The 8015-nt window shown below is 56.7% G+C and carries 7 protein-coding genes, 1 tRNA gene and 1 pseudogene; 4 read left to right on the plus strand and 5 right to left on the minus strand.

What is annotated here, in order from left to right:
- From ABX962_RS24000 to ABX962_RS24010, 3 genes are all read right to left on the minus strand, one after another.
- The coding region (locus tag ABX962_RS24000; protein WP_372723023.1) for a S1C family serine protease at positions 1 to 843 on the minus strand (843 nt) is incomplete at its 3' end.
- The gene (locus tag ABX962_RS24005) at positions 840 to 2738 is read right to left on the minus strand and encodes a S1C family serine protease (protein ID WP_372723031.1); all 1899 of its coding nucleotides are present in this window, start codon (positions 2736 to 2738) and stop codon (positions 840 to 842) included. The genes ABX962_RS24000 and ABX962_RS24005, both read right to left, overlap by 4 nt.
- An 88-nt stretch (positions 2739 to 2826) precedes the next feature.
- Entirely contained in the window at positions 2827 to 3966 is a 1140-nt protein-coding gene (locus ABX962_RS24010; RefSeq protein WP_372723025.1) for an NPCBM/NEW2 domain-containing protein, read from the minus strand.
- Between the two features lie 262 nt (positions 3967 to 4228).
- Here ABX962_RS24010 and ABX962_RS24015 point away from each other — a divergent pair, with 262 nt between their 5' ends.
- Positions 4229 to 5269, plus strand: a complete 1041-nt coding sequence (locus tag ABX962_RS24015) for a 2-dehydropantoate 2-reductase (RefSeq protein WP_372723027.1) — start codon at positions 4229 to 4231, stop codon at positions 5267 to 5269.
- On the opposite strand, the gene ABX962_RS24020 is transcribed toward ABX962_RS24015, so the two are convergent.
- A complete protein-coding gene (locus tag ABX962_RS24020; RefSeq protein ID WP_339941279.1) occupies positions 5254 to 5433 on the minus strand; it encodes a hypothetical protein in 180 nt (59 codons plus the stop codon). The genes ABX962_RS24015 and ABX962_RS24020 overlap by 16 nt on opposite strands.
- A gap of 28 nt (positions 5434 to 5461) precedes the next feature.
- On the opposite strand from ABX962_RS24020, the gene ABX962_RS24025 reads away from it, so the two are divergent.
- The 3 genes from ABX962_RS24025 to ABX962_RS24035 all read left to right on the plus strand — a co-directional run bounded on the left by ABX962_RS24025 (position 5462) and on the right by ABX962_RS24035 (position 6426).
- Positions 5462 to 5695, plus strand: a complete 234-nt coding sequence (locus ABX962_RS24025) for a hypothetical protein (RefSeq protein ID WP_372723029.1) — start codon at positions 5462 to 5464, stop codon at positions 5693 to 5695.
- A 411-nt stretch (positions 5696 to 6106) separates the two neighbouring features.
- A complete protein-coding gene (rpsU, locus tag ABX962_RS24030) occupies positions 6107 to 6301 on the plus strand; it encodes a 30S ribosomal protein S21 (RefSeq protein WP_081614312.1) in 195 nt (64 codons plus the stop codon).
- A gap of 51 nt (positions 6302 to 6352) precedes the next feature.
- A tRNA-Val gene (locus tag ABX962_RS24035) sits at positions 6353 to 6426 on the plus strand.
- A gap of 137 nt (positions 6427 to 6563) precedes the next feature.
- On the opposite strand, the pseudogene ABX962_RS24040 reads toward ABX962_RS24035, so the two are convergent.
- Positions 6564 to 8015: pseudogene (locus tag ABX962_RS24040) on the minus strand (chromosome segregation protein SMC); the annotation flags it as partial.

An 8015-nucleotide genomic window follows, 5' to 3' on the forward strand; every position in this document is an offset into this window, starting at 1 on the left:
CCAGCTGTCTGCCACGACGTGATCCACATACGCCGGTGTTGACTCGAGTACATCGGGGACCATCACCAAGCCAAGCGTGGCGAGCGTATGCGATTGATCGCGGGGCAACTTGGGCTCGCTATCGTCCATCCGCTGAACGACGCGTCCGGCAATGATGTCGCCGATGGTTTTACGAAATGCTGAGGCGGGCAACGCGTAATTGAGCCACACGCCGGTTGATGCATCACGCAGTTCTTTACCCAGCATGCCAACCAGCTTGCCTTCGGCATTAACCACGGCGCCACCCGCCGCCCCAGGGTTGTTGGCGACTAGGTCCAAAATTAGAACTTGGCCACGGTAGGGCGTCTTGAACGTTCCGCGGCGAGCATCAAGCGTCGTGACCGCCGCAACACTTCCCTGCATTACACTGGCGGGTTCGCGGCCGGTGGCAATGCCAAACAAATTGCTGACCGCGATCACGGGATCGCCCCACTGCGCGTTCGCATCGCCGCTCACTTCAAAAAACGGCAGATTCGAAGCCTCGATTTTAAGTACCGCTAGCTCAAGTGACGGTTCGAACCCGACAATCTCGGCTTCGAACCGGCGTCCGTCATCCAGGATCACGGTGGGGTCAACATCCAACACATAGCTCCAAGCCGTTGCAATGTGGCCAGCCGGAGAAACCAGGAAACCGCTTTGGTAGGCCTCGAGTCCCGACAAACCGCCCGCACCATAGATCTTGACGACACGCTGTTGTGCATTGCTGGCAGCTTGTTCGAGCGATGGTTCGGCAAACGCCGAGGATATCGGTGGCCAAGCCAGCATCAGGATCGCGATCACGCGACCAAATTGGAAATCCATCAACCTTGTTTCTCCGCTTGATCTTGTTGTGCTGGTTTGCCTGCGTCGTTGGCATTGTCGTCGTCACCGTCGGAAGACTCGTTTTCGAGAACGTCCCATGAGTCGATCGTCATTTCGAATATCGAATCGACTCCATAACGAATCTCAAGTCGTGTCGGCGCGGCATCCGCATCGTCGGAATCGCGATGGATCCAAAGCTCTGCTGGATCTTCGTCACGATCGGCAAACACTTCGATGCATTCGACTTGATTGTTTTCAGGGTGCGACAGCCAGCGAATTTCGAACTCGCCGTCGCTGCCGACCACGCAATCGCGAAGCGGTCGCTCGCCGGCCAATGGCATGGTGCCCCAGTAAATCGTTTCGCCAAACTTTTTGGGGCCTTTGTCTAACATCCGTCGCCATGCGTCGAGTGCTGGAATCGCTCCGGCAAACGATCTTGCCTCGACGCTTTCGTAAAGGTCTGATTTCGTCACCGGTTCAATCGGCGTATCGCCCACGACCATCGACAACCGGTCGTTCGAAACATAGATAAACACCTTCTCGTCCTTGGACGTTTTGCCCTGGATCGACCATGTGACCGTGTGACCGGCATCTCCACTGGGGAACTGTTTTCTAAGCGAGTCGATGAATTTATTTTGTTGTTGTTGGTTGGCAAAATAGTTTGCAAAACCACGTCGTTCTTCGTAGACCGCCAAAACAGTGGCGGGGACATCCCCCTGTGCGGTTTCAGGACCGGCATCGTCGCCGTCGTCCTCTTCCTGCTTTTCGTCGTCTTTATCCTTTTTAGGGGCTTCGCGTGGTGGCGGTGGTGGCATCGCTCCGGCCATTTTCTCGAGCAATTCATCTTGCCCATGCACGCTCATCAATCGCACCAATGTCTCGACCGTGTTTCCTTCGTAGCGATAGACCAACTTGACTCGCCATCCGCTTGGCAGCGTCGCAATCACGTTCTGGACGTCGTTGGCGGTGTGCACCACGCGGCCATCGATTTCGATGATCTCAGCCGAGTATCGCAGCCCTCGTCGGTACGCGTCACTGGATTCCAAAATGTTGGAAACTCGTACGCCTCCGTCTGCATCCGTTGCAACCGTTGCGCCGAGCGTTGCGTGATCAACGATCCGGCCACTGTGCAAATAGCCGAGGAAGTTTTTGGCTTGGTTGATACTGATCGCGTATCCCACCCCCACATTGACTCGGCCGCGTTTTTCAAACGAAGCACGTCCTACAATGCCAAGCAAACGACCCTCGGCGTCATACAGCGGGCCGCCCGAATTGCCTGGGTTGATCGATGCATCGGTTTGCAAGCAGTCGGCATATTCAAGCAACGTACCGGAAGGGTATTGGTACCGATTCACGCCGCTTAGGATGCCCCATGTCACCGTGGGCTGAAGATTCGAGGCCAAGAGGAACGGATTGCCGATCACCATGCACCAATCACCGGCGTTGGCTTTTTGGCTGTCGGCGAGCGTCGCATAGGGAAAGTCGTCGCGGCCGAGCAAACGGATCAGCGCCAAGTCACCCACCGGGTCGATGCCGACGATGACGGCATCATAGATGTTGCCGTCACTGAGCCCGCAACGCATGTAATTGCCAGCGGGGCTGGAAACGTGAAAGTTGGTCAGCGCATAGCCGTCGGGCGAAATTAATACGCCGCTACCTCCGCCCCCTCCGCCTGGAACAAACACACAAACCGTCGATGGCATCGCTCGCTCGATTGCCTCGATCCGATCTTGTTCGGCTTCGGCCAACAGCGGTGAAAGAGTCAACGGACCCTCGGCCGCCGATACCGAACCGGTTGGAAACAGCGTGGCAGCGCCGACGAGCGTCACGGCAACGAACATCCCAAGATGCCGTTGGGGAATCCGTTGTCGTTTCCATGTCGCAGAGTGTTTTGTCATTCCAGCCATGCTCACTATCGAATCCTCTCGCCGTTTCCGAATTTGTTTCCGCCACGCTTCCGCTGCTCTGGCATCACGGTCGATGTGCTTATCGTAATAACCGGGGACGCAGAATTCGAATCGTGTTGCCCAGATCCCCTTGCGATCCCGGGTCCACTTCGATTTTCAACCGGCGACCTTCCTCGATGGGCAATTCAAATCCGAGAGGCCGATTGTTGTTGATCGATTCCTCCCAGACCATTTTCTCGTCGACATAGACTCGCACCGTCGTCTCGGTCGCTTTTCGCACCGACTTGTCGCGTCGCACCCCGGCGGCAAAGGTTTTAAAACCTTCGTCGATGCGATATTCCACTGCCGAACGTCCATACATGACCAAGTCCTGGCCGTCGGCGGGTTTGGGGGCGAACCAGGATTTCAGCATGTCGCGGTCGAGTTTCGATTGCACGTATTCGGTGTGCGACGAAGTGGCAGGTTCTACGGTAGCCAATAACGAGAGACCGCCAGTCCAGCGAATTGTTTCGACGTGTTCCAGTGGAAGCGTGTGCGTGATTCCGCCAGCCAATTTGAGGTGCAGCGGTGCGTCGGCCTCACTCGGCAACATCTCTGCAGCGGACCAGCGAGAACCGTAGCTATCGACGACCTGGATGTCGCCGGGGTTGGACGACACCTTGGTCCCGCCAAAGATGACGCCCTCGAGTTTTGCAATCGGCGCTTGGATCTCGTCGCCATCGAGTTCCAATCCAACGGTGTCCGCAGAGATCGAGGTGATCACGCCTTCGATAAAATCGAGCATGTCGCCCTCACGCCGGATTGCGATCGTGTCACCTCGACGCTCGTCTTCGAGCTTGGCTAACCAAGCTGGATTCACCGCCGCGGTGGCCGCGCGAAACCGAATCGCACGCACTTGCTTGACGGGAACTTCGAGCAGACTTTGACGTCGCGGTCGGATCGATAATGTTTCATCGGCCAGGGACAACTCTTCAGCGGCCACTTCCGACCCTGCCGCCAAGATCACTCGCATTGTCGGCCCCGTTGCATCGAGGGGAGCCGCCGGGGTTAGCGATGAAAGTGCGTCAAACCCATACGTCTGTGTCTCGCCGTCCACCCCAATTCGTAGCTCGCCCGAGCCGATGCCTTGGAAGGTGCCTTGGACCGATTTGCCATCGGTCGTCGAAACGCGGACCGGAATCACGCTCAACAGCAATAACAACAGTGTCTTTGTCAGCATCAATGCGACTCTTTGTGAGATTGGAACATGCCCCGGACCGCCCTATTCTAGCGCAAGACATGGCTATTGTCTGCCACGATCGGGCTTCGCTCGCTTTTTATCGTTCGCTGCGGAACCCCGTTGGGGGTAGGGGACGCACGATTGCGTTTGCGGCGGATCTTCCCGCTTCAACCGTCAATGAGGTGGGACTGCCTCTGCGAACGTGGTGACTTGTTCGGCCCTGCAATTGCCAATTGCGAGTCGGGTTCGCTAATGTAACGTCATGAACAAGCAACGCTACGCAATCATCGGTGCGGGGGCCCTCGGCGGACTCTATGGAGCCATGTTGGCACGTCAGGGTTTTGAAGTCCACTTTCTGCTGCACAGCGACTTTGATCATGTCCGCGAGCATGGGCTAAAGGTCGACAGCATCTGGGGGGACATGCACCTCCGCGATCTTCACACGCACGCGTCGCCCGAGACGATGCCACCCTGTGACGTCAGCCTGATTGGGTTGAAAACGACGCAAAACCACTTGCTCGCGGATCTGCTACCCGCTCCGACTCGTGATGGCGGTGTCGTTTTGGTGCTGCAGAACGGGCTAGACGTCGAAGCGGACTCGGCGGCCATTGTGGGGGAGCAAAGGGTTTTTGGCGGCTGCTGCTTTCTGTGCAGCAGCAAGGTCGGCCCGGGCCATATCCGGCATATCGACTTTGGCAAAATCGTGTTTGGTCAATATCGTCCCTCTTCACAGTCCTCCGCTACCGCGGCGCAGAACAATTCGACCGCGGCAATGGGCGGTTCGAAGACAGCGGGCGGTTCGAAGGCAGCGGACGGCGGTACGACCGCGGCGGAGGGTGACGCGAAGGCGGTCTCGATTGGAAATCAGATTTGCCAAGACTTGAACTCGGCTGGCGTTCCGACCGAGTTCTCCGGCAATCTCGCCTTGGTGCGTTGGCGAAAACTGATGTGGAATATTCCTTTCAACAGCCTGTCGGTGATTCTGAACGCCTCGACGAAACAAATCATGGATGATCCAAACGCATCGGTACTGGCCGAAGCGATCATCCGCGAGGTTCACGCTGGGGCCGCCGCATGCGGCGTCGAGATTCCGGAAGCGTTTATTGAAAAAACGCTCGAAAACACGCGAAAGATGGTGCCGTACGACAGCAGCATGCGGCTGGACTTCCTCAACAAACGAGCGATGGAAGCCGAAGCGATCTTGGGCAACCCGCTGCGAGCTGCCAAGGAATCAGGCTACGAAATGAGCCGAGTCGAAACGCTGTACCACCAGCTGCGGTACATCGATCAAACCAATTCTTGATCGATCTCGTCGTCAAGCGAAACTCCGAGTCCACGCAAAACCGCAGTCAGTTTGGCGTCCAGAGCATCGAGTTCCAAAAGCACTTCGTCCTGGCGACGCTCAAGTTCGTTGAGCAATTGGCCAGGTTCCATCGTATCGACGCTGGAGGTAGGAGTCGGTGACATAGCGAAAGCACACGGGTACGTAGGATGAATGCGAAGCGACAGTGCACAACCCAACGCAGCGACATTGATCACGCTCAATAGCGTGATGAAGACGAATTGCGTTGGCTGTGACAGTGCGAAGCATCGACCAGTCGCGGCCGCGTTCACGAATCGCGTGCCGATTACTCCCGTCGGTCAAGCGTGGCAAGGTTTGTCGTTTATTCCGCAGGAAACGATCAGCGAATCCGTAACGCCGCCGCGGTTCGGTTCAGGCAATCTGTAACGAATGCAAGGCCTTGTGGCGGGCCTAGCGAATCCTCGTGCCAATTCCCATTCCGTTGCCAATTCCCGATTAAATTCGCTCGGAACAGCCGATTCACCGATTCAAAGCAGCGTCGTTTGCCGATAGACTAAGACTTCGAGCGATATCCCCATCGGGGGATGTCCCAGACTGCCGAAATTGCCTCGCCGATCCCGGTGGGAAACCTGTTCAAAACATTTGGCAGGAAAAAGCTGGTTTTTTTGGCTTGATGGGCATTGCCATCTGGGTAAAGAGGCGGGTAAACTTCCGCACTTCGCTGGCAAAGGCTAGTGAGGCTGGCAAAAGCTAGCGAGAAACACACACACATTTCGTATTTGACATTTCCTCGGCCAAATGGGGAGTTAGAAAGATAGCGATGAAATCGGAGACAAAATGGTAAAGTTAGTGGTTCGAGACCGGGAAACCATTCAGGAGGCAGTACGTCGATTCCGCAAGTTGGTTGAGCGCAGTGGCATCAAGAAAGAGATGCGTCGCCGCGAGTACTACGAAAAGCCAAGTGAAACGAATCGTCGCAATCGCCTGCGAGCCGAGCGCCGCTCCCGCCGAACCCGTTTGCTAAGCCGATAGTCTGTTCTAACAGGACGGAAAGCCAATCCGTCCTCGGTTTGTCAAAAGTACGGGCGTTTAGCTCAGTTGGCTAGAGCATCTCGTTTACACCGAGAGGGTCGGGGGTTCGAGTCCCTCAACGCCCATTTTTCTTCCCTTGACGGGAACGCACGAGCCGCTTGAACGCGGCTTTTTTCGTGTCTGCACTTAACCCCCCCCCCCATTGGAAAGGTGTCGGACACCTTTTTGGTGGACGGGCACCTTTGGGGTGGGGTAGATAAGATTAGGCGGCTTCGCCTTCGTTGATCTCGCCGTCTTCGCTGACGTCTTCGAAGCGGATCGAGACCTGCTTGCTGACGCCCGACTCTTGCATCGTGACGCCGTACAAGGTGGTTGCGGCCGTCATCGTCTTCTTGCTGTGCGTGACCACGACGAATTTTGAGTGATCCAAGAATTCGTTCAATACCGTTACGAAACGACCAATGTTCGCTTCGTCAAACGGGGCGTCGACTTCGTCCAGCACACAAAACGGACTGGGGCGATACTGGAAGATCGACATCAGCAGTGCGACAGCGGTCAGCGCTTTTTCACCACCGGAAAGCAGTGAGTTGCTGAAGCTCGGTTTCCCAGGTGGCGTGGCGACGATCTCGACACCCGCTTCCAATGGATCTTCGTTCTCTTCGAGGATCAAATCGGCGTGACCCCCGCCGAATGACTTGCGATAAAGTTTTTGAAAGTTTTGGCGAATCGCTTCGAGTGTATCGAGGAACAAACGGCGGCTGTCGGCATTGATGCGACCGATAATCCGTTGCAGCGAATCTTTAGCGGCAGTCAAGTCTTGATATTGGCCGTGCAGTTCATCGTAGCGTGATTGCAGCCCCTCGAGTTCTTCGAGTGCTTCCATGTTGACGCTGCTGGTCCGCTGCAGCTGAGCACGCAGTTCGGTGATCTCGTCTTCGACCGCTTTGCGATCTTCGGGGGCTTCGAGATCCTCAGGGGGCTCGGAGTTGCGAAGGTCGATTTCATAGTCCTCGAGCAGCCGGTCGGCCAACGTATCGCGGCGGACTTTTGCGTTGTCCCGTTTGGCGGTGATCGAGTGGACCGCTTCGCTGGCAACACTGGTTTGTTTGATTGCGTCCTCGCTGGCTTTGACGATTTGACGGTTCTCGGCACGAACTTTTGCAGCCGATTCGGCCAGCGCCGCAAGCTCATGCGTGCTGGCGTCCGATTCCCAGCTGAGCGTCGCCAACCGGCTGGTCGCTTCAAGCACTCGCAGGGTGAGTTCGTCGAGCCGCACTCGTCCCTGTTCGGCTTGGCCACGGACTTCTGCCACAGCGGCTTCGCGTTGACTTTGGTCGCGACGCTGTTGCTGCATCGTCGTGGAGAGTGCCTCGTATTTCTGTTCGGCGCGGGCGATGTCAACCGAGATCGCCATCACTTCGCTGGTCGCGGATTGCAGTTCGGTTTGGGCGCCAGAGAGCATTTCGTCGATCTCGGCGGCTTCCATCTCGAGCGTTTCAATCTCTTGCTGACCGCTGGCGATGCGGCTGCCCATAGCGGCGTACTCACGGTCCGCCGCAGTGCGAGTCTGGTTGGCGGCGACGACTTCGGCATCGAGTTCGTCATGCGCTGTTTTGAGCGAAAGGTAGCGTTCTTGAGCGTGACGCAAATCGGCGACCGCAGCAGCACGCTCGGTGATCTGGCTGCGATGTTTTTGCTCGATGCGTCCAAGTTC

Source organism: Novipirellula sp. (genome assembly GCF_041583735.1).
Lineage (GTDB): Bacteria > Planctomycetota > Planctomycetia > Pirellulales > Pirellulaceae > Novipirellula.